Below are 20,592 nucleotides of genomic sequence, written 5' to 3'. Positions count from 1 at the left end.
TGCTTGCGCTTATCCAGTAAGGACTAGAGGCCTATTTGACCAATAAATTTGGCCCGCCGGACCCGCATGGCCCATTCAGCTATCGCGCGGTCACGGTCGTCAGGGAGCCTTGTGGGGCCTGGTCTTGTAGAAGGCAACCGGCGCTTCGGGCACCTGCTGGAGCACGGCGCGCTTGATCTTGCCCATGACATGCATCTCGCAAGGCTTGCAATCGAAGCGCAAAGTGAGCTTTTCCTTGCCATTGATCAGTTGCAAGGGCTCGGCCCGAATGGTGCCCTGCACGCCCGTGACGCCCTTGGCCTGCTTGGGGCAAAGGCTCATCGAATAGCGCACGCAGTGCTTGGTGATCATGAGGCTGACCTCGCCTTCCTCCTCATGCGCCTCGTAGGCCGCAGCGATCACCTTCACGCCATGGCGCACGTAAAAATCGTGTGCCTTGTGGTTGAACACGTTGCCCAGAAAGCTCAGCGTGTCTTCGGGGTAGGGCGCGGGCGGCTCCACCGGGGCGGCGCGTGGCAGGCGTACAAAGCCCTTGCTGCGCGATGCCTCCAGGTCGCTGAGCGCCTCGCGGCGCAAGGCGTTGAGCGCCGAGGCGGGCACAAACCAGGGCTGCGAGAGCTGCAGGGCAAGGTCGTTGACTGCAAAAATCGTGGCACCAAACCGGCCTAGCTGTTCGCGCAGGCTGGCTTCGGCCCGGGCGGCATCGGTGGCGCTTTGGTGGGCGTGCTGAATGCGCGCGCTGCCCGTGTAGCCGTCTTCGTCGGTCAGCGTGAGGGCCAGGCCGCCGGGTTGCTCAGTCAGCTGCACCCACAGGCCGATTCGCCGGTCGCTCGATTTCTTGTCGAGCACGCGCACCCAGTCCATGTCACGGTTGCGGTTGATCTCGGTGCCCTTGCGCAGGTCTTTGAAGCCCTCCATCGGGTCTTTGGGAAACACGCGCCACTGCGTGGTGCTGCGCGGCGAGGCCGGCTCGGCCCGGTTGATGGCCATGCCCACCAGCTCCTTGTGCAGGTCGTAGTAGCACAGGCCGTCGCCGTTGTGCAGGATGGTGGCGGGGTTGCTCACTTCCAGCTCCACAAAGTCGGGGCCCACCTTGGTGACCCAGCCAATGGCCTGGCCGGGGTTTTTGGGGGTGTCAAAGGCGCCGATGTCTTCCTTGCGGCCGTTCACAAAGTAGTCGGTGAACTCGCGGTTGAAGTTTTGCAGCGGGTCGGGCGTGAACGTGAAGGTGGTGCGCCCGCTGGACGAGCGCGACAGCGGGTGGCCCGAGGCCTCGCGTTCCTCGATGATTTCGTCCAGCAGCGTGCGGTAGTGGGCGGTGATGTTCTTCACATAGCCCATGTCCTTGTAGCGCCCCTCGATCTTGAAGCTGCGCACGCCCGCGTCGATGAGCGCGCGCAGGTTGTCGCTCTGGTTGTTGTCTTTCATCGAGAGCACATGCTTGTCGTGCGCGATGAAGCGGCCTTGCGCGTCGGTCACCTGGTAGGGCAGGCGGCAAGCCTGGCTGCAGTCGCCCCGGTTGGCGCTGCGGCCCGTTTGCGCGTGGCTGATGTTGCACTGGCCGCTGTAGGCCACACACAGCGCACCGTGGATGAAGAACTCGATGTTGGCGCGGCCGGGGGCATCGACCGGGCCCAGCGCCTTGTGCACGGCGGCAATCTGCTGCACCGTGAGTTCGCGCGCCAGCACGATTTGCGACAGGCCTGCGTCCTGCAGAAAACGCGCTTTTTCGGGTGTGCGAATGTCGGTCTGGGTGCTGGCGTGCAGCTGGATGGGGGGCAGGTCGATCTCCAGGAGGCCCATGTCCTGGATGATGAGCGCATCGGCACCCGCCTCGTACACCTGCCAGGCCATGCGGCGCGCTGCCTCCAGCTCGTCATCGCGCAAGATGGTGTTGAGCGTGATGAAAATGCGGGTGTTGAAGCGGTGCGCGTGTGCAATCAGGCGCTCCAGATCGCGGATGTCATTGCCCGCGCCGGCACGGGCGCCAAAGGCGGGGCCACCGATGTACACGGCATCGGCGCCGTGGTTGACGGCCTCGATGCCGATGTCGGCGTCGCGGGCGGGGGAGAGCAGTTCGATCTGGTGGGGCAGCAAAGACATGGGGCAATTATCCCAGCGCCGGTTGCCGGGCGTGGCGGCCGGCACGCACAGGCTTGAGGTACTGCTGGCCGTGACTGCGACAGACGCTGCAGGTGAGCCCTTTGCAACCGACAAATCCATAAGCGAAATTAATTCACCAGAAAAATCCATGCTTGTTTGCCCATGCTGTGGCTGCGGCCAGACACGGGCGTACGATGCGGGGTTTTGCGCCCCTGTGGGGTGCTGTTTTTCTTCAATATTGATGGAAATGGAGCCGTGATGTCTGCTTACCGCCTGCGTTTTTCCCTGCAATGGACGGCCGCTGCCGCCCTCGCCGTGGCCTGTGGCGCCACGCTGGCCCAGGACGTGCAAACCGTCAAGATCGGCCACGCTGGCCCCATATCGGGTGGCATTGCCCACATCGGCAAAGACACCGAAAACGGTGTGCGCATGGCGGTGGACGACCTGAACACGCAGAACCTGGTCATTGGTGGCAAAAAGATCAAGTTCGTGATCGCCGCCGAGGACGACGCCGGTGACCCGCGCCAGGCCACCGCCGTGGCACAAAAGTTGTGCGACCAGAAGGTGGCCGGTGTAGTGGGCCACCTGCAGTCGGGCACGTCCATTCCCGCATCGTCGATCTATGACAAGTGTGATCTGCCACACATCACGGCATCGGCTTCCAACCCTGACCTGACCAAGCCCGGCTACAAGACGTCGTTCCGCCTTATCGCCAACGACAACGCCCTGGGCGCGGCGCTGGCCCTGTTTGCGGCAGATGCCCTCAAACTCAAGAGCGTGGCCATCATTGACGACCGCACGGCCTACGGCCAGGGCGTGGCCTCGGTGTTCAAGGCCACGGCGCTGCAAAAAGGCCTGAAGGTGGTGGCAGAGGAGTTCACCAACGACAAGGCCACGGACTTCATGGCCATTCTCACGGCCATCAAGAACAAGAAGCCCGACGCCATCTTTTACGGCGGCCTCGATGCACAGGCGGGCCCCATGCTGCGCCAGATGGAGCAACTGGGCCTGGGCGACGTGAAGTATTTCGGCGGCGATGCACTGTGCACGCCCAAGCTACCCGAGTTGGCCGGCAAGTCGCCAGCTGTCAAGAATGTGACCTGTGCCACCGGTGGCGCATCGGTGGACAAGATGCAGGGCGGCGCCGATTGGAAGAAGCGTTACGACGCCAAGTTCCCCGGCCAATTCCAGATCTACAGCCCCTATGCCTACGATGCCGCCATGGTGCTGGTGGATGCCATGAAGCGCGCCAACTCGGTGGACCCGCTGGTCTTCGGCCCTTTCCTGAGCAAGACCCAGTACAAGGGTGTGACGGCCAACATCAGCTTCATTGCCAAGGGTGAGCTGGCGGCGCCTGCTGTGACGCTTTATACCTACAAGGATGGCACCCGCGTTCCGCTGAACTGATACAGGCTGGATACAGAGCAGGGCATCGCGGCGCGGGCCGGGCCCTGCCCGGGGCGTGCGGGTGAACGGGGGGCCCTTGCGGCAAAAACCACGGATTTGCCACTACAGTGGGGCCCATGTATCTGCCGCCCCAGTTTCATTCACACGACCCGGCCCATGCCCGCGCCCTGATGCGCGAGCACCCGCTGGCCAGCCTGGTGTCCACCGACGATGAAGGGTTTCCCTTCGTCACCCACCTGCCGCTGCATGCGCAGGAGCGGGGCGACACGCTGGTGCTGCTGGGCCATTGCGCCCGGCCCAACCCGCACTGGCGCTATCTGCAGGCGCGGCGCAAGGCGCTGGTTACTTTCATGGGGCCGCAGGCCTACCTTTCGCCGTCGGTGTATCCGGATCTCGCCCGGGTACCCACCTGGAACTATCTGGCCGTTCACTGCCGCGTGCAGGCCCGCCTGATCGAGGAACCCGCTGCCAAGGATGCGCTGCTCAAGCAGCTGATTGGCGACCACGAGCCGCCCTATGCGGCGCAGTGGCGCGGCCTGGGCGAAGCGTTTGCGCACAAGATGCTTGCGGGCATCGTGGCGTTTGAGCTGGAGGTGGTGGAGCTGCAGTGCAAGCTCAAGCTCAACCAGCACCGGCGTGAATCCCATGCCGCCATGTACGCACAGTACCGGCAAGGCGATCCCGATGCCCAGGCGCTGGCGCAATGGATGGAACGGCTGGGCATGGTGCCCGAGTCTGCAAACAACCCGGAGGTCTGACATGCGTGGAGTATTTGGATTGGTGGGCCTGGTGGTGGCGTTGGCCATTGTGGGTGTTCTGGCCAAGAAGCAACTGGCGTCCACCCGCACGCCGGTGCCTTCGTTGCAACAGCCTGCCGCGTCAAGCGGCGCTGGTACCCCGGCGCCGACGGGCACTGTGCGCGAGCAAAGCCAGCAGGTGCAGCAGCAGGTCAAGCAGCAGATGGAAGGCCTGATGCAGCAAGCCCGGCCCATGCCCGATGATTCCAAGTAAATATTGAACAAAATGGCCTGTAGCGCTTATGGATAAAGCGCTAAGAGCTATTAAATATATAGCAATGCAATTGGAGCAAGACGCGCACTGGATGCGCCAGGCGCTGGCCGAGGCACAGGCCGCAGCGCTGGCGGGCGAAGTGCCGGTGGGGGCGGTGGTGGTCAAGGATGGCCAGGTGATTGCCACGGGCCGCAACGCACCGGTGTTGGGGAACGACCCCACCGCACACGCGGAAATCGTGGCGCTGCGCGCAGCGGCGCAGCATCTGGGCAACTACCGGCTCGATGGCTGCACGCTCTATGTCACGCTGGAGCCCTGCGCCATGTGCAGCGGCGCCATGCTGCATGCGCGCGTGCAGCGCGTGGTGTTTGGCGCACCAGACCCCAAGACGGGCGCCGCGGGCTCGGTGCTCAACCTGTTTGGGCATGCCGAGCTGAACCACCACACTGACGTGCAGGGCGGGGTGCTCGCGCACGAGTGCAGCGCGCTGCTAGGCACTTTTTTTCGTCAACGGCGCACCCAGCAACGCGCCCAGGCCTTGGCGCGCCATCCGCTGCGCGATGACGCCCTGCGCACGCCCGATGCGGCCTTTGCCGATCTGGCCGGTTACCCCTGGGCGCCGCATTACATCAGCGACCTGCCCAGCCTGGCGGGGCTGCGCATGCACTACCTGGACGAGGGGCCGCAACAGTCGCCGCGCACCTGGCTGTGCCTGCATGGCAACCCGAGCTGGAGCTATCTCTACCGCCACATGCTGCCCGTGTTTCTGGCGGCGGGCGACCGCGTGGTGGCGCCCGACCTGATTGGTTTTGGCAAAAGCGACAAACCCAAGAAAGATGGTTTTCACCAATTCGCATGGCACCGCCAGGTACTGCTGGAGCTGGTTGACCGGCTGGATCTGCGCAACACGGTGCTGGTGGTGCAGGACTGGGGCGGGATTTTGGGCCTGACCTTGCCCATGGACATGCCCGGGCGTTTTGCGGGCCTGCTGGTCATGAACACCATGCTGGCCACGGGCGATGCACCGCTGCCGCCCGGCTTTGCGCAATGGCGCGAGATGTGTGCCAAAAAACCGCTGTACAGCGTGGCGCGCCTGTTTGCGCGCGGCAACCCGCACCTGACCAGCAGCGAATGCGCGGCCTACGATGCGCCGTTTCCCGACCGTGGCTACCGCGCCGCATTGCGCGCGTTTCCGGCACTGGTGCCCGGGCAGGCAGACGCCGAGGGGGCGGCCGTGTCACGGGCGGCACGCGATTTCTGGCAACACGACTGGCAGGGGCGCAGCCTGATGGCTGTAGGCGTGCAAGACCCGGTGCTGGGCATGCCCGCCATGCAGGCGCTGCAACGCGACATTCGGGGCTGCCCGCCGCCCATCGTTTTGCCACAGGCGGGGCACTTTGTGCCAGAGCACGGCCAGGCCCTCGCCGTGCAGGCTGTGGAATACTTCAGGCCCTGATTGCGCAGCCTGCCAGGTTGTGCCCCCCATTCTTACGGAGCAGGCCGCTGCCTGGCCTGAACGCTTTGCCCCACCACCACGACCCGTCGCACTGCGAACACGACCACGGCCCCCAACACATCTACATCTACTCGCCCGCTGGCGCCATCCGCGACAAGGCCGCGTTCAAGCGCGGCATTGCGCGCCTGAAGGCCATGGGCCACGAGGTGGAAGTGGACCCCGATGCCCAGGCCGTGCACACGCGCTTTGCCGGTGATGACGCCACGCGCCTTGCCGCCATTCACCGCGCAGCGGCCAGCGGGGCCGACGTGGCGCTGATCACGCGAGGGGCTTATGGCCTCACGCGCATCCTCCCGGGCATCCGCTACAAGGCCGTGGCCAAGGCCATCGATGGCGGCATGAAGTTTGTGGGCCTGAGCGATTTCACGGCGTTCCAGAGTGCCATGCTGGCGAAGACCGGTGCGGTGACCTGGGCGGGCCCCGGGTTGATCGGCGACTTTGGTGTCGAGGGCGAGCCCGACGACATCATGCTGGCCTGCTTTGATGACCTGCTGACGGGCCACGGCGAGGGCGCTGGCTGGCGCATGGCGCGTGAAAAACCGCAAGCCGACGGCAAGCCGGCAGTGGCCGACATGTACGTGAAGAACGCCACCCTTTGGGGCGGTAACCTGGCTGTGCTGACGGGCCTGGTGGGCACGCCGTATCTGCCCACGGTGCGTGGCGGCATCCTGTTCGTGGAAGACGTGGGCGAGCACCCCTACCGCATCGAGCGCATGCTCACGCAACTGCTGCACGCGGGCATCCTGGCCCAGCAGAAGGCCGTGGTGCTGGGTCAGTTCACCAACTACAAGCTGGCGCCCCACGACAAGGGGTTCAAGCTGCAATCCGTGGTGGACTGGCTGCGCACCCAGATCAAGGCGCCCGTGCTTACCAATCTGCCATTCGGGCATGTGCAAACCAAGGTGTTGCTGCCGGTGGGGGCGAAGGTGTCGCTGTCAGTGGAAGACCGCGATGCGCTGCTCTACTGGGGACACCAGCACTGATGGCAGATTAAGAGCGGCTAACAAAACTCTTCTGGCGTCGTTGCAGCGTCTTGTCGTACTACTCGTACTGCCTGCGACGCTGCGCCTAGCCAGAACCGCTTCGCTGAGTTTTGTTAGCCGCTCTAAAGATTAGCGGGCCTGGATGCCCCGCCCAGCGTGCGGGGCAGCTGCCCCTGAAACAGCGGTGTCAATTGGGTCAGCGTGGCATTGGCGACGGCCTCGCCCCGCAGCGGCACCAGCATGGCGCGCAAATCCATGCGCAGGTACCACAGCGCTTCGATATCGCTCGCGTAGCGCAGGCGCATGTTCATGCGGGCGACTTCGCTGCCACCGAGGCCCACCAGGCACTGGATCATCGCGCAGCGAACTTCTTCGAGACCATGGTTGCGCACCCATGAAGTCGACGCAGGAGCATCGCGGCCCAGCAGGCCGTGCAGACTGTTGCGAAGATTGGGTTTGTTCCAGCGCATGAAGAAATGGCAGGCTGTCTGCGAGTGGCAGGACGGGCCAAGTTACGCGGGAGCAAGGCGGCGCGCAAGGGGTGTGCTCCTCTTTTTGCAGAAAGACAACACGCCACGGCCACTTTTCTCCACTTTACACGGGGTGGGGGCTGTTTTGGTGGGGGGCACAAGAGGCTGGACGGGCGATGGTTGGATTTTTGCGAACGACCGTGTCATTTAGCGCGTGCGCTGCAGCAGGGCTTGCACTAAACTGATCTGGATAAAGGCAATAAAGGGCGTGAGTTCATGAGTGTTCTGTCGACGGTCGTGTTTGCGGATATTTCAGGCAGCGCGTCGTTGTATGAAACCCTTGGCAATGAACGAGCCACCGAGGCCGTCACCCAGGTCACCCAGTGGATTGGCGGCACCATCGAAGCCCATCGCGGCCGCATCGTGAAGAATCTGGGCGACGGTGTACTGGGAATTTTCGGAGACGCGGCAAGCGCTGTCTCGGCCGCTGCGGCCATGCTGCGCGGACACCAGGAACGACTGAGCCGATGGCCCCTGCCGCTGCGCATGAATATCCGCGTGGGCGTGGCCAGCGGCGATGTGGTGGATGTGGACGGAGATTGCTATGGCGATGCCGTGAATGTCGCTTCCCGATTGTGTGAGCGCGCCGGGCCCGCAGAAATCTGGGCCACGGAAGCCGCGGTGCTGCTGTCGGGCGCCGCACCCTCGGTGTGGTACCGCAAGCTGGGCACGATGGGAATTCGCGGCAAATCCGAAAAACTGATGCTCTACCAGGTGGAGTGGCGTGAAAACGAAGAGCCCGACTCGTTGACCATGCAGGCCGCGCTGGTCAGCCAGTTCGCACCCGTGGACTCGGTCCTGGGGCAGATCCAGTTTTCGTGGCACGGCGTCGACCTGTCCTTCACCTCTGCCGAGGCACCCGTGCACATTGGCCGCGCCACCGATGCGCGCGTGTGCATCAACGACCCCCGCGTTTCACGGCTGCACGCGCGCATCGATTGGCGCGGCAGCGGCTTTGTGCTGACCGACATGAGCAGCTTTGGCACCTGGGTGCGCTTTGATGGCAGCGATGTCCCCGTGCAACTGCGCCGCGATGCCTGCAACCTGCATGGCACCGGCGAGATGGCGCTGGGGGTTTCGTTTGCTGATTCGAGTGCTCCCGTCGTCAAATTCCAGGTGGCCGGAGGCTGCGCGCACCTCGGTTGATTGCCCGCGCGCCCCGCGCCATGCGCTGGCAAAGGGTCGGGTCACACCGCACCGGCCAGGGCAGCGCCCATTTCCAACAAAAGCTTGAGGAGACATACACCATGGTGTGGGCACAACGCGCATTCGTCGCACTGGTAGCAGGGGCCTTGCTGGCGGGGGGCGGCATGGCCGTGTATGTGCAGCGTGCTTTTCCGGCGCTGGATGGGCGCTTGGCGGTACAAGGGTTGCGCCATGGCGTCAGCGTGCAGCGCGATTCAGCCGATGTCACGCACATCCAGGCGCAGTCTGCGCAGGATGCGTGGTTTGCCATGGGTTACGTGCACGCGCAAGAGCGCACCTGGCAGCTCGAATTCAACCGCCGGGTCATGCATGGCGAGTTGTCCGAAGTTTTTGGCCCTGCCACGCTGGAGACCGACAAGCTCATGCGTGCGCTCGACATCATGGGCCATGCACGCCGGCAATATGCCGGGCTGCCCGCCCACGCCCGCGAGGCGCTGCAGGTCTACAGCCAGGGCATTCATGCCTTCCACAAAAACCTGCCGCAGGCATTGCCCCCCGAGTTTCATGTGCTGGGGGTAAAGCCCGGCGGCGCCACCGGTGCTGTCTGGCAGCCTGAAGACAGCGTGGGCTGGGCGTTGATGATGGCGCTGGACCTGGGCGGCAACTGGGGCAACGAGTTTGCCCGCCTGTCGGTGGCCAGAACGCTGGACACCGGGCGCCTGTGGCAGCTGATGCCGCCCTATCCGGGCGAGCCCCCTGCGGCGTCGGCCGATCTGGCCAGTTTGTACCGGCAACTGGGCATCTACCGGGATGCCGCAACGCCAGCTAACCCCACCGACACCCTGGGCGGCAAGCCCGAGGCCACAAGCGCCGCGCCGCAAGGGACCGGGGGCGTGTTTTCGCGCCAGGTCAGCCAGGGCATGCTGGCCTGGGCACAAGACCTCACCCGCAACGCCGGCACCTCTGAAGGCAAGGGCAGCAACAACTGGGTGCTGGCAGGTTCGCGCACGGTCAGCGGCAAACCCTTGCTTGCCAACGACCCCCACCTGGGCCTGAGCGCGCCGGCCATCTGGTATTTTGCGCGGCTCAAGGCGCCGTCGGGCACCGCTGCCGATGGCACCCCCATTGGTGCCCTGGATGTCATCGGCGCCACCTTGCCGGGGCTGCCCTTTGTGGTGCTGGGCCGCACCGACAGCGTGGTTTGGGGTTTCACCAACACCGGCCCGGATGTGCAAGACCTGTATCTGGAGCAGATCAACCCCGCCGACCCCGGCCAGTACCGCACGCCCGAGGGCTGGATGCCCTTTGCGCAGCGCACCGTGACCATTCGCGTCAAGGGCCAGCCCGATGTGGTGCTGCCGCTGCGCACAACCCGCCATGGCCCGGTATTGAGCGACGTGCAAAAGCCGCACGCCGAGGTGCTGGACCTGCGCAAATATGTGCTGGCGCTGCGCTGGAGTGCGCTGGATGCCGACAACCAGACGGTGCTTGCCGGGCTGCAGACCAACCAGGCAAAGTCGGTGGATGCGCTGTTTGAGGCGCTGGAGCCCTACCACTCGCCCATGCAGAGCGTGGTGGCCGCCGATGTGCACGGCAGCATCCGCTTCAAGGCCATGGGCAAGGTGCCTTTGCGCCACGCGGACAATGACATTCGCGGCGTGGCGCCGTCGCCCGGCTGGGATGCGCGCTACGACTGGCAAGGCTGGTTGCCCTCTGCCCAGGCGCCCCAGGGCGATGGCGGCAGGGGCTGGGTGGCCACCGCCAACCAGCGCGTCACTGCGCCCGACTACCCGCATTACCTCACGCAAGACTGGGCGTTGCCATACCGTTTTGACCGCATTGCCCAGCTGATCGAGGCGACCCCCCGGCACGATGGGGCCAGCATGCAGGCCATCCAGGCCGATGTCTTGTCGCTGGCCACGCTGCGGTTGCTGCCCCATGTGCGCAAGGCCTCGCCACAGCATCCGCTGGCGGTACAAGTGCAGGCATTGCTGCACGATTTTGACGGCGTCATGGATGCCCACCGGGCCGCCCCGCTGGTGTTTGCCGCGTGGACGGACGAGCTGGCACGGGGCGTGATTGCCCCCCACATAGGGGAAGATCGCTTCAAGGCCACCTACGGCAAGCGTGACTACCGCGCCGCCCTGGAAGGAATTCTGGAGCGCGACGATGTCTGGTGGTGCCAGCCGCTGTCGTGTGCCGACCAGTCGGCAGCCGCGCTGGTGCGTGCACTGGATCGCCTGCAGGCCGACTATGGCCCCGACCCGGCTCGCTGGCGCTGGGGCGATGCCCATCCTGCGCTCAGCAGCCACCGCCCCTTCGGCAACGTGGCGCTGCTGGCACCTTACTTTGATGTCAACGTGCCTTCGCCCGGCGATGCCTACACGGTGAATGCGGGGCAATACAACGCGGGTGACGCCAGGGGCGCTTTCGTGAACCGCCATGCGGCTTCGCTGCGCGCGGTGTACGACCTGGCCGACCTGGAAAACTCACGCTTCATCTACCAGACGGGCCAGAGCGGGCTGGTGTTCTCCCCACGCTACCGCGACATGCGTGCCACTTGGGCGCAGGCGGGTTACCGCAACCTGCAACGGCAGCCTGCACGCATGCAGCACGATTTGCGGCTGGTGCCCGCGCCATAGCGTCTCTTGCCTCGAAAAAGGCAGGACGAGTACGTGAAAGGGTGCCCAGACACAGCGCAGGCCAGCCAAGGGCGCAAATGGCGGCGGGACGGGCCTGGAGCGACCGGGGAACGCCGCTCAGCACCGCCCTCGCGGCAACCCTGCCGGGTCAACGTCTTGATCGTCTGAATATATGAAAAAAAATGGCTCTAGCCCTTTATGGATAAGCGCTAGCAGCTATAAATATGGAAGCAAATGGTTCGGTGTCGGGCAGCACGTAGGCCACGCCGCTGGAGCGCCCAAACAAGGGATCGATCCACTGGTTGTAAAACGCCGCGGGCGCATTGATGCAGCCATAGCTGATCCGTTTGTCCTGCGCGCTGCGGCTGGCCAGACGTTGCAGGCGCCGCTCGGAAGCGCTGACGCTGCGCACGCGGTGCAGCGAAACCGCCGATTCGTAGTCAATCCACACGATGTCTTCGCCGCGCAGGTTGCGGCCAGGCTCGGTCACAAAACGGCCGGCAGGGGTGGTGCGTTCTTCGGGGCGAACCTGGGCCAACGGGCGCTGGCCGATGCCGGGCACCGAATGGTCGCCGCGCGCCGCACCCAGCAGCACCGGGGCAGAGCCCAGCCACCGCGCCTGTGCCGAAAAAACGTGGATGCGGGCGGCCAGTTTGTCTACCACCGCAAAGGGCAGGCCTTGGTTGTCGCCGGTTCCTTCGATCCAGCGCACCAGCTGGCGCACCAAAGGGCTGGTGCCAGCAGCAGGGTGGCCGTCTGCGAGCGGCGTTGCGGGCAGGTTTGCCGACGCTGCGTGGCCTGCCGGGGCCATCACTGTGGCAATCCATGCACCTGCACCACACAGCAAGGTGCGGCGGTTCCGCGGCAGGGGATTCAGGGGTGGGCAAGAACGAGGCATAGCGCCTGCCATCGTATCGTCTTGGTGCGCGCCGATGGCTGCCATCGCGGTGAAATCATTCCATCTGTGCGGGGTGTGTGCACAAAATGCACCCTGGCCAAGGGTGATCCGCAGAGTCGTGAGGCGTGTGAAGATTTTCTCGCTGCAATTGTTTTCTTTGCAGATGAAAAAATGAGCCAAAACAGGCTTTAGCCCTTATTCCGTAAGCGCTGGTAGCTATCAAAATAAGAAAACCCGCCCAGGACTGCCGAGGCAACCCGAAGGCGGGGAGGGGTGGCAAGCGGGCCTTGGCAATACCGGTGTGCGTGGCACCCGCCAGCGCCCAGCGGTGTTGTCAGCCAGCAGCCGCGGGCGATCAGGGCTTTGGCGGTGCGTACTTGCCCAGTTCCATCTTGGCGATGGAGTTGCGGTGCACTTCGTCCGGGCCATCGGCAAAGCGCAGTGTGCGTGCCTGGGCGTAGGTAAAGGCGAGCGGGAAGTCGTCACTCACGCCGCCGCCGCCGTGCGCCTGCATGGCCCAGTCGATCACGTCGCAGGCCATGGTGGGTGCCACCACCTTGATCATGGCGATTTCGGTGCGTGCGACCTTGTTTCCGGCGGTGTCCATCAGCCACGCGGCCTTGAGCGTGAGCAGGCGGGCCATGTCGATCTTGCAGCGCGCCTCGGCAATGCGCTCTTGCGTCACGCCTTGCTGCGCCACCGTCTTGCCAAAGGCCACGCGCGCCATGGAGCGCTTGCACATGAGTTCCAGTGCGCGCTCTGCCAGGCCGATCAGGCGCATGCAGTGGTGGATGCGTCCGGGGCCAAGGCGCCCTTGTGCGATTTCGAAGCCACGGCCTTCGCCCAGCAGGATGTTGGAGGCTGGAACGCGCACGTTCTCGAACAGCACCTCGGCGTGGCCGTGGGGTGCGTCGTCGTAGCCGAACACATTAAGTGCACGCACGATCTTCACGCCGGGTGTGTTGGCGGGCACGAGGATCATGCTCTGCTGCGAGTGGCGTGGGGCGTCCGGGTTGGTCTTGCCCATGGTGATGAACACCGAGCAACGCGGGTCCATGGCACCCGATGTCCACCATTTGCGGCCGTTGATGACGTATTCGTCCCCCTGGCGCTCGATGCGGGTGGCGATGTTGGTGGCATCGCTCGAAGCCACGTCGGGTTCGGTCATGGCGAAGGCGGAGCGGATCTTGCCCTCGAGCAGCGGCTTGAGCCAGCGGGCCTTGTTTTCCGCGTCACCGTAGCGGGCGATGGTCTCCATGTTGCCGGTGTCGGGGGCCGAGCAGTTGAAGACTTCGCTCGACCACAGCACGCGGCCCATGATTTCGGCCAGGGGGGCGTATTCCTGGTTGGTCAGGCCCGCACCGTGGTAGCCCGATGCCTCGGCCGTGTCCACGGGCAGGAACAGGTTCCACAGCCCGGCGGCCTGGGCCTTGAGCTTGAGGTTTTCGATGGTCTGCAGCGGCGTCCAGCGCTTGCCCACGGCCGTGTTGGCGGCCAGCTCGGCGGCGTAGGCTGCCTCGGCCGGGTAGATGTGGTCGTCCATGAACTGGAGCAGCTTGGCCTGCAGTTCCTTGGTCTTGGGGGAGTAGTCAAAGTCCATGGGGGGTCTCCGTCAAAAAAATCGATCGTGGGTTTAGCTGCGCTGGGCGAACGACCAGGCCAGCTGGGCCATGGGGCGCGCCGTATCGCCCGAGGCCTTGGCCTGCGCGCTGGAGGCTGTGCCCGCCTCCACCCGCTTGGCGATGCCCTGCAGGATGGCGGCGATGCGGAACATGTTGTAGGCCATGTAGAAGTTCCAGTCGGCGCGCAGCGCCTCGGGCGTGGTGATGCCCGTGCGCTCGCAGTACAGGCGGATGTAGCTGTCCTCGTCGGGAATGCCCAGCGCCGCTAGGTCTTGGCCCGCGATACCCCGGCCCATCGCGGCAGGGATGTGCCAGCTCATGCAGTGGTAGCTGAAATCGGCCAGGGGATGGCCCAGGGTGGACAGCTCCCAGTCGAGCACAGCAACCACGCGCGGCTCGGTCGGGTGGAACATGAGGTTGTCGAGCCGGTAGTCGCCATGCACGATGGAGACCTTGCTTTCGTCACGGGCGCTGGCGGGCATGTTGGCGGGCAGCCACTGCATGAGCTTGTCCATCTCTTCGATGGGTTGGGTGATGGAGGCCACATACTGCTTGCTCCAGCGCCCGATCTGGCGATCAAAGTAGTTGCCGGGCTTGCCATAGCTTGCCAGGCCCCTGTCGGCAAACTTCACCGAGTGCAGGGCCGCAATCACGCTGTTCATTTCGTTGTAGATGGCACTGCGCTCTGTCGGCGTCATGCCGGGCAGGGACTGGTCCCACAGCACACGGCCCTGCATGCACTCCATCACATAAAACGCGCGGCCAATCACCGATTCGTCTTCGCACAGCACATGCATGCGTGGCACTGGCACATCGGTGCCATACAGGCCGCTCATCACCGCAAACTCGCGCTCGATGGCATGGGCCGATGGCAGCAGCTTGGCCACAGGGCCGGGCTTGGCGCGCATCACATAGCTGGCGCCGGGGGTGATGAGCTTGTAGGTGGGGTTGGATTGCCCACCCTTGAACATCTCGACCGTCATGGGGCCGGTAAAGCCCTCCATGTTGCGGGTGAGCCATGCGGTCAGGGTGTCAATGTCGAATGCATGCTGCTCCGAGACCGGGCGCGTGCCAACGAAGTGATCAAAGTTGCTCATAGTTCCAAAAGGTAGTCGCACTGAGAGGGCGTGGTTGCCGCACCGCAGGCGCAAGAAAATGGGGCCTGCAGCAGCCCAGGGGCGCTGTGCTCAGGCGTCGGCTTCGGCGATCCGCATCAGCGCCTGGCGGTCGCGCACCACCAGGCCGCCCGGCTCGATGCGGATGGCATCTTCGCGTTCCATGGCCTTGAGTTCCTGGTTGACCCGTTGGCGTGATGCACCCAGCAGTTGCGCCAGTTCTTCCTGTGCCAGCTGCAGGCCAATGCGCATTTCGCTGCCGTCCGACAGGCTGGGAATGCCGTAGCTGCGCACCAGGTGTACCAGCTGCTTGGCCAGGCGTGCGCGCAGGGGCAGGGTGTTGAGGTCTTCGACCAGGCCGTAGAGTTGCCGGATGCGCCGCGCGTGCAGGCGCAGCATGGCTTCGTAGAACTCGGTGTGCGCCGCAAGAATTTTCTTGAAGTCGGCCTTGGCCACGCACAGGATGGTGGTGTCGCCATGTGCATAGGCGTCGTGCGTGCGCCGGTCGCCGTCGAAAATGGCCACGTCGCCGAACCAGATGCCCGGCTCCACATAGGTCAGCGTGATCTGCTTGCCGGAGATGGAGGTGGAGCTCACCCGCACCGCACCGCGCGCGCAGGCAATCCACTCCTCGGGCGGGTCGCCGCGGGCGGCTATGAGGCCGCCATCCTTGAAGCGTTTGACGTAGGCACATCGCAGGATGTCGTGTCGAAGGGATGGTGAGAGGGATGAAAACCAGCGACCTGAGTTGATCGCTTCACGTTCTTCGATAGTAAGAATCGGGTCGTCCATGGCCTGTCTTTTGTGTGACTTGAAACAGAACCATTGTCGCGTGAGGGACGGGCACTTACTGTCAGGGTTGTCACCTGCGTGTCTGCTGCCTTTGCCCAAAGCAAAACCCCCGAAACCTTGTGGGGCGCCGGGGGTGCGTGGGTGGGCGGTGAAGTGGGCAGCTATTCGTATTGCGGGGTGTGCTTGTCCAGAAATGCCGCGATGCCCGCACCGGCATTGGCGTGGTGCAGATTTTTGACAAAGTGGTCCCGTTCGCTTGCCAGGTGTGCGGACAGGGTGTTGCGGGGCGCATCGCTCACCAGTTCCTTGATGCTGGCCAGCACGTTGGGCGCCCGCGCATTGAGCTGCTCTGCCAGCGCCAGCGCGGTCGCCAGGGCACTGCCGGGCTCGGTCACGCGGTTGACGATGCCCAGGTCGTGCAGGCGCTCGGCAGTCAACCGGTCGCCGCACATGAGGATCTCGGTGGCCAGCTGGCGCGGCAGCGCCTGCGACAGGCTCCAGCTGGCGCCGCCATCGGGCGACAGGGCCACGTTGCTGTAGGCCATCACAAACACCGCATTGCGGGCCGCCACCACCAGGTCGCATGCCAGTGCCAGCGAAAAGCCGGCGCCTGCCGCAGCGCCTTCGACTGCTGCAATCACCGGCTTGGGAAAAGTACGAATGGTCTCGATCCAGCTGTGCAGGCCTTCGATGCTTTGCGCCTGCACCTGCGGGTCGGCCTGGCGGCTGGCTTGCAGACGCAGCAGGTTGCCTCCTGAGCAAAACACGCCTGCGGCCCCGGTGATGACAACACTGCGCACCTCGGCGCTGCTCTCGGCCACGTTGAGTGCCTCGATGCCGGCGGCATACATGGCGGGGTCGATGGCGTTGCGCAGCTCCGGGTTGCTGAGCGTCAGAACCAGGGTCTGGCCCTCGCGGGCGGCTTGAAGTTGTGCGGGCATGGGGAGTTTGCAGGCGGTAGGGTTGGGTGCTTCCTCAATGCTCTTCAACGTGTGCCAGGCTCAGGCCGATGGCCCCGCGCCGGCGCAACCAGGGGCTGGGGCGGTACCGTGTGTCGCCATACACCGTTTGCATGTTGAACAGCACTTCGAGGATGTTGGTGGGGCCCCAGCGGTCGCCCATGGCCAGTGGTCCGAGTGGGTAGCCAAGCCCCAGCGTGACAGCGGTTTCCAGGTCACGCGGGCTGCAGATCTGCTGCTGGCAGATGTCGCTGGCAATGTTCACGATGGTGGCCACCACGCGCTGGGTGACAAAGCCACCGCTGTCCCGGATCACGCTAACGGCCTTGCCGTCGCGGGCAAAAAGGGCGTGTGCAGCGTCCCGAATATCCACGCGCGTGGCCGGATTGGTGGCCAGCACGCGCCGCCGGGTGGCAGCATCGTCAATGAGCATGTCGATGCCGATGGTGCGGGCGGGATCGAGCCGTTCCACGACCGCGACGGTGGTGATGTCAAAACCCAGCGGTGCCACCAGCGAGATGGCAGTCTGCGACGGTGATGCGCCCGTTTCAATGGTGGCGCCCAGGTCCTTGAGCAGTTGGTAGAGCTCGGCGCGCCGCGCCGCGCGTGTTGAAACCCACACCGGTGGAATGCTGGCAACTTCGGGAACAGCGGGTTCGGCAGGAACCTGCGCCACGCCGTTTTCGTAGCGATAAAACCCTTCGCCCACCTTCTTGCCGAGTATTCCGCCCGCCAGACGCTGCGCAGTGATCACGCTGGGGCGAAAGCGCGGTTCTTCGTAATACTGGTGGTAGATCGACTCCATCACGGGGTGGGAGACATCCAGGGCCGTTAAATCCATGAGTTCGAACGGCCCCAGCTTGAAGCCCACCTGGTCGCGCAGGATGCGGTCGATGGTGGCGAAATCGGCCACGCCTTCACCGACGATGCGCAGCGCTTCGGTGCCAAATCCACGCCCCGCATGGTTGACGATGAATCCTGGGGTGTCTTGCGCCTGCACCGGTGTGTGCCCCATCTGACGCGCATAGTGGGACAGTGACTCGCACACTGTGGGGGCTGTCTTGAGCCCGGCAATCACTTCCACCACCTTCATCAGCGGCACGGGGTTGAAGAAGTGAAAGCCCGCCAGCCGTTCGGGCCGCCGCAATGTGGCCCCGATGGCGGTCACCGCCAGTGAGGATGTATTGGTGGCCAGCACGGCGTGTGGCCCCACCACGGCCTCCAGTTGGGCAAAAAGAGCCTGTTTGGCATCCAGACGCTCCACGATGGCTTCGATGACGAGGTCGCACGACGCCAGGTCGGCGATGGTGGCGACGGGCTCAAGCAGGTTGCCCCAGCCCTGGGCCTGTTCATCGGAAATGCGTCCTTTGTCTTGCAGGCGCTGCCATTGGGCCTGGATGCTGCCGCGCGCCGATGCTGCGGCGTCCGGTTGCATGTCGAGCAAGAGAACCCGACTGCCGGCCTGGGCCGCTATCTGTGCAATGCCTCGGCCCATGGCGCCCGCGCCTACGATGCCCACGATGGGAAACTGATTTTTCATGGCGGCATTATGGCGTTGGCGTTTAGTGACACTTGTGTGCAAAAATGACCACACCAAAAAAAGAAATTTTTGTGAAATTACGTAACGTTATTTTTGGGGCCGGGTGTTTGGTGGTCGTTGGCAGTGCCGCAGCCATTTCGCTGGGGCAAAGCCGGGGGGCCGTCATCCTTGGTGCTCCGGTCGATCTCGTCTTTGATGTGCAACCCGACGAGGGGGCAGATGTTGCTTCGTCCTGTGTCACGGCAGATGTGGCGTTTGGCGACACACCTGTTGCCGAGTCCCGGGTGCGGGTGTCTGCGTTGCCCGAGTTGCCGGGCCGCTCCCCTGCGGTGCGTTTGCAGGTGGCGGGTTCGGTGAATGAGCCCGTCATCTCTGTCACGGTGTCGGCTGGGTGCGCGGGCAAAGTCACCCGCGCCTACATTTTTCTGGTCGATCCGCCCGTTGCCTACGTGCCCGGTCGCGTGGTGAACATTGACCAGCTGGCGTCGGCCCCCCCCGCATCAGGCCGCGATGCTGGCGCAGCTGCAGGTCGCCTCACCTCGCCGCCCGCCGTGCGCCGCAGCGTGCAAGCGCCGGCCGATCCCAGCGCACAGGCCGACGTCGCCACTCCTGCCCCTCGCAAGCCACAGGCCGCCAAGCCGAGAGCTCGCGTCGCACCGCCGCGCACGCCGCGGGTGGCTGCGCCCAAAGCACCTGCACGCGAGGTGAGCGCTGCCAAGGTGGCTGCCCCGGCCCCGGCGCCAGAGCGATCACGCCTGGTGATGGAACCGCTGGATGCCTTGGCCGACCCGTCTGTTGCCTTGCGTCCTTCGGCTGACATGGGGGCCTTGCCGACTCAGGCGTCGGCCTCACAACGGCTGGAAGCGGCAGCGGCCTGGAAGGCCATGAACATGGCACCCGATGCGGCGCAGCGAGATGACGAACGCGTGCGTGTGCTCGAAGCCGAAATGGCCGCCTTGCGTGCCAAATCCGCCTCCGACCAAGCCAGCTTTGCTGAATTGCAGCAGCGACTTGCCTTGATCGAGAGCCAGCGCTTTCCTGCAGGGCTTGTTTATGCGCTGCTGGCTTTGCTGGCGTTGGTATCGGGCCTGCTGGCCTGGGTCTGGAGCAGGGCGCGCCGTGAATCCCGGCTGGCCATTCAGGCCTGGCGCGATTCAGTCGCGTTGAGTGCCAGGCACGGCGATGCCGGTCATCACGATCCCCATGATCTGGTGCCGCACCCCCACGATACTTGGACACCTGAGGATTCGTCGCAGTTTGCGGAAGACACGCATATCCAGTCAGGATCGCAGCCCCTGCAGCCTGTCGTGGCACCCGCGCAAGCAACGCCTGAGCGCGCGCAGCAACCCCTAGCGGTGGCAGAAACCGGGCCACGTGCTGATAGCTTCTCGCATATCGTCAACCCCGAAGCCCTTTTTGACCTTCAGCAGCATGCCGAATTCTTTGTTTCGGTAGGGCAACACGATCAGGCCGTTGAGGTGCTCAAGAAGCACATTGCAGCCCACCGCCAAACATCGCCATCGGCTTATCTTGAGCTCTTGCGGCTGTACCACACGCTGGGGCGCTCGGACGATTTTGCCCAGCTGCGCGATCAGTTCTGCAGCCACTTCAATGCGCAGGTGCCTGAGTTCTCGGCGTTCAGCCGCCAGGGCCGACCTCTGGAGCATTACCTTGATGCACTGGCCGCCATCGAAGCAGAGTGGACCTCGTCCTCCGTGCTGCAGTTGCTCGAAAAGTATCTGTTCCGCAGGGCGGGGGATGCATCGGTTGCACCGTTTGATCTGGCGGCATTTGACGATCTGTTGCTGTTGCTGGCCATTGCGCAAACCACGCCGGCAAGCGCTCGTGGGGCAGCGCCTCCGCGCATGCGCACAACACCACTTGCTTCGCCGCTGGATGCTCTGGACGGCGCAGTGTCAGAGCCGTTGCACGTTAAATCGCCTTCGGCTGCGGTCCCCGTTGTCGATCTGCCCCTGGATTCGCTGACTGCCAGCCTGGAGTTTGATTTTGGCCATCATGCGCCCGCAGCGCCCGAACTTTCTAGCAACGCAGTCCTGAAGCCCGGCGCACCAACAGAGTCCCATGAGCTGGACCTGGATTTGTCCGATCCTCCGCATCTCACGCTCAGCGATCTGCCTCCCGTTCCGGTCACGGTGGCGCCGCGTCCAGACCAGCCGATTGGCTTTGGCATGGCCAACGATCTGGTGGAAGTGCGCCTTGAACTCGAAGAGCTCGAACAACGCAAACCCGAACCCAAGGTGTGAACCGAACCCGGGGCGCTGCGGTGCCAGGTCGCTCTCGGTCATGCTGACGGGAGAACCACCTCCG

16 protein-coding genes are annotated in these 20,592 nt (G+C 64.4%); 8 read left to right on the top strand and 8 right to left on the bottom strand.

All coding sequences use genetic code 11. The annotated features are described in order from the left end of the window. Positions 1 to 99 precede the first annotated feature (99 nt). Entirely contained in the window at positions 100 to 2,103 is a 2,004-nt protein-coding gene (locus K226_RS0113330; protein ID WP_024815290.1) for a U32 family peptidase, read from the bottom strand. Between the two features lie 258 nt (positions 2,104 to 2,361). Between K226_RS0113330 and K226_RS0113325 the strand changes: the two genes are divergently transcribed. The 5 genes from K226_RS0113325 (at position 2,362) to K226_RS0113305 (ending at position 7,020) form a co-directional block, all read left to right on the top strand. Continuing rightward, positions 2,362 to 3,510 carry a branched-chain amino acid ABC transporter substrate-binding protein gene (locus K226_RS0113325; protein ID WP_081739424.1) on the top strand — a complete coding sequence of 383 codons (1,149 nt, stop codon included), beginning with the start codon at positions 2,362 to 2,364 and terminating at the stop codon, positions 3,508 to 3,510. Between the two features lie 116 nt (positions 3,511 to 3,626). After that, the gene (locus K226_RS0113320; RefSeq protein WP_024815288.1) at positions 3,627 to 4,268 is read left to right on the top strand and encodes an FMN-binding negative transcriptional regulator; all 642 of its coding nucleotides are present in this window, start codon (positions 3,627 to 3,629) and stop codon (positions 4,266 to 4,268) included. A gap of 1 nt (position 4,269) precedes the next feature. Then, positions 4,270 to 4,521, top strand: a complete 252-nt coding sequence (locus tag K226_RS0113315; RefSeq protein ID WP_024815287.1) for a hypothetical protein — start codon at positions 4,270 to 4,272, stop codon at positions 4,519 to 4,521. Between the two features lie 64 nt (positions 4,522 to 4,585). After that, the gene (gene tadA, locus K226_RS0113310) at positions 4,586 to 5,977 is read left to right on the top strand and encodes a tRNA adenosine(34) deaminase TadA (protein ID WP_024815286.1); all 1,392 of its coding nucleotides are present in this window, start codon (positions 4,586 to 4,588) and stop codon (positions 5,975 to 5,977) included. Positions 5,978 to 6,042: 65 nt separating this feature from the next. After that, positions 6,043 to 7,020, top strand: coding sequence for an LD-carboxypeptidase (locus tag K226_RS0113305; protein WP_024815285.1), 978 nt, complete (start codon positions 6,043 to 6,045; stop codon positions 7,018 to 7,020). 122 nt (positions 7,021 to 7,142) lie between these two features. Here the strand turns inward: K226_RS0113305 and K226_RS0113300 are convergent, their stop codons facing one another. After that, on the bottom strand, positions 7,143 to 7,490 hold the full coding sequence (locus K226_RS0113300) for a hypothetical protein (RefSeq protein WP_024815284.1): 348 nt from the start codon (positions 7,488 to 7,490) through the stop codon (positions 7,143 to 7,145). 276 nt (positions 7,491 to 7,766) lie between these two features. Between K226_RS0113300 and K226_RS0113295 the strand changes: the two genes are divergently transcribed. Together K226_RS0113295 and K226_RS0113290 are read left to right on the top strand one after the other, a co-directional pair. Further along, positions 7,767 to 8,696, top strand: coding sequence for an FHA domain-containing protein (locus K226_RS0113295; protein WP_024815283.1), 930 nt, complete (start codon positions 7,767 to 7,769; stop codon positions 8,694 to 8,696). Positions 8,697 to 8,797: 101 nt separating this feature from the next. Beyond that, positions 8,798 to 11,338: a penicillin acylase family protein gene (locus tag K226_RS0113290; RefSeq protein WP_024815282.1), complete on the top strand. Its 2,541-nt coding sequence runs from the start codon at positions 8,798 to 8,800 to the stop codon at positions 11,336 to 11,338. A 196-nt stretch (positions 11,339 to 11,534) separates the two neighbouring features. On the opposite strand, the gene K226_RS0113285 is transcribed toward K226_RS0113290, so the two are convergent. The 6 genes from K226_RS0113285 to K226_RS0113260 all read right to left on the bottom strand — a co-directional run bounded on the left by K226_RS0113285 (position 11,535) and on the right by K226_RS0113260 (position 18,264). Continuing rightward, positions 11,535 to 12,149: a hypothetical protein gene (locus tag K226_RS0113285; protein ID WP_238324228.1), complete on the bottom strand. Its 615-nt coding sequence runs from the start codon at positions 12,147 to 12,149 to the stop codon at positions 11,535 to 11,537. A 442-nt stretch (positions 12,150 to 12,591) separates the two neighbouring features. Then, a complete protein-coding gene (locus K226_RS0113280; protein WP_024815280.1) occupies positions 12,592 to 13,836 on the bottom strand; it encodes an acyl-CoA dehydrogenase family protein in 1,245 nt (414 codons plus the stop codon). Between the two features lie 33 nt (positions 13,837 to 13,869). Beyond that, positions 13,870 to 14,955, bottom strand: a complete 1,086-nt coding sequence (locus K226_RS0113275; protein ID WP_024815279.1) for a phosphotransferase — start codon at positions 14,953 to 14,955, stop codon at positions 13,870 to 13,872. A gap of 90 nt (positions 14,956 to 15,045) precedes the next feature. Further along, positions 15,046 to 15,765 carry a Crp/Fnr family transcriptional regulator gene (locus tag K226_RS0113270; protein ID WP_024815278.1) on the bottom strand — a complete coding sequence of 240 codons (720 nt, stop codon included), beginning with the start codon at positions 15,763 to 15,765 and terminating at the stop codon, positions 15,046 to 15,048. A 161-nt stretch (positions 15,766 to 15,926) separates the two neighbouring features. Continuing rightward, a complete protein-coding gene (locus K226_RS0113265) occupies positions 15,927 to 16,706 on the bottom strand; it encodes an oxepin-CoA hydrolase, alternative type (RefSeq protein WP_024815277.1) in 780 nt (259 codons plus the stop codon). Between the two features lie 34 nt (positions 16,707 to 16,740). Continuing rightward, complete coding sequence (locus tag K226_RS0113260; protein WP_024815276.1) at positions 16,741 to 18,264, bottom strand: 3-hydroxyacyl-CoA dehydrogenase; 1,524 nt, start codon at positions 18,262 to 18,264, stop codon at positions 16,741 to 16,743. Positions 18,265 to 18,335: 71 nt separating this feature from the next. Here K226_RS0113260 and K226_RS0113255 point away from each other — a divergent pair, with 71 nt between their 5' ends. Then, positions 18,336 to 20,528, top strand: coding sequence for a FimV family protein (locus K226_RS0113255; protein WP_238324227.1), 2,193 nt, complete (start codon positions 18,336 to 18,338; stop codon positions 20,526 to 20,528). Positions 20,529 to 20,592: the final 64 nt, after the last annotated feature.

It is taken from the genome of Acidovorax sp. JHL-3, assembly GCF_000526295.1.
Taxonomy (GTDB): domain Bacteria; phylum Pseudomonadota; class Gammaproteobacteria; order Burkholderiales; family Burkholderiaceae_C; genus Acidovorax; species Acidovorax defluvii.
The sequence above is the reverse complement of the archived record's forward strand: the minus strand, read 5'-3'. Positions and strand labels throughout refer to the sequence as shown.

Coding starts and splice junctions, on each gene's coding strand:
- K226_RS0113270 (WP_024815278.1), bottom strand. CDS start 15,765: ATGGACGACCCGATTCTTACTATCGAAGAACGTGAAGCGATCAACTCA.
- K226_RS0113295 (WP_024815283.1), top strand. CDS start 7,767: ATGAGTGTTCTGTCGACGGTCGTGTTTGCGGATATTTCAGGCAGCGCG.
- K226_RS0113300 (WP_024815284.1), bottom strand. CDS start 7,490: ATGCGCTGGAACAAACCCAATCTTCGCAACAGTCTGCACGGCCTGCTG.
- K226_RS0113315 (WP_024815287.1), top strand. CDS start 4,270: ATGCGTGGAGTATTTGGATTGGTGGGCCTGGTGGTGGCGTTGGCCATT.
- K226_RS0113320 (WP_024815288.1), top strand. CDS start 3,627: ATGTATCTGCCGCCCCAGTTTCATTCACACGACCCGGCCCATGCCCGC.
- K226_RS0113285 (WP_238324228.1), bottom strand. CDS start 12,149: ATGGCCCCGGCAGGCCACGCAGCGTCGGCAAACCTGCCCGCAACGCCG.
- K226_RS0113290 (WP_024815282.1), top strand. CDS start 8,798: ATGGTGTGGGCACAACGCGCATTCGTCGCACTGGTAGCAGGGGCCTTG.
- tadA (WP_024815286.1), top strand. CDS start 4,586: ATGCAATTGGAGCAAGACGCGCACTGGATGCGCCAGGCGCTGGCCGAG.
- K226_RS0113325 (WP_081739424.1), top strand. CDS start 2,362: ATGTCTGCTTACCGCCTGCGTTTTTCCCTGCAATGGACGGCCGCTGCC.
- K226_RS0113330 (WP_024815290.1), bottom strand. CDS start 2,103: ATGTCTTTGCTGCCCCACCAGATCGAACTGCTCTCCCCCGCCCGCGAC.
- K226_RS0113260 (WP_024815276.1), bottom strand. CDS start 18,264: ATGAAAAATCAGTTTCCCATCGTGGGCATCGTAGGCGCGGGCGCCATG.
- K226_RS0113280 (WP_024815280.1), bottom strand. CDS start 13,836: ATGGACTTTGACTACTCCCCCAAGACCAAGGAACTGCAGGCCAAGCTG.
- K226_RS0113265 (WP_024815277.1), bottom strand. CDS start 16,706: ATGCCCGCACAACTTCAAGCCGCCCGCGAGGGCCAGACCCTGGTTCTG.
- K226_RS0113275 (WP_024815279.1), bottom strand. CDS start 14,955: ATGAGCAACTTTGATCACTTCGTTGGCACGCGCCCGGTCTCGGAGCAG.